Source organism: Protofrankia sp. Cas8, assembly GCF_963555845.1.
GTDB lineage: Bacteria > Actinomycetota > Actinomycetes > Frankiales > Frankiaceae > Protofrankia.
Genome location: NZ_CAUVXI010000064.1, coordinates 1 through 376 on the forward strand (window position 1 = coordinate 1; position 376 = coordinate 376).

The following is a 376-nucleotide window of genomic DNA, read 5'->3' on the forward strand; positions in this document are numbered from 1 at the left end:
TGTGGCGAGAGGAAGCGGGCCTGTAGAAATAACGGCTCAGACAAGATTTTCGTAGCTGAAGATCGAATCTGGTGGGGCCGTGACGGCAGGTCGGTTCGGGTGCATGCTGGCTGGTGTGTGACATCGACTTGGCGGCCTTACTGCCGCAGTTGGCCGCGGTGCGAGTGGATGCGGTGGAGCCCGGTACGGGCGTGGTCCGGATCACGGCGCGGTCCCGGGAGGGTGTAGCGGTCGCGTGCCCGGCGTGCGGATGGTCCTCGGCGTGGGTGCACAGCAGGTACGTGCGGCACGTGGCCGACGAGGCGGTCGGCGGCCGCCCGGTCCTGATCGATCTGTCGGTGCGCCGCTTGTACTGCGAGAACCCCGCCTGTCCAAA

General features: G+C 66.8%; 1 protein-coding gene. It reads left to right on the forward strand.

Annotated elements, in window-relative coordinates:
• Nucleotides 1-113 precede the first annotated feature (113 nt).
• The coding region (locus tag U9977_RS11770; protein ID WP_322749270.1) for a transposase family protein at nt 114-376 on the forward strand (263 nt) is incomplete at its 3' end.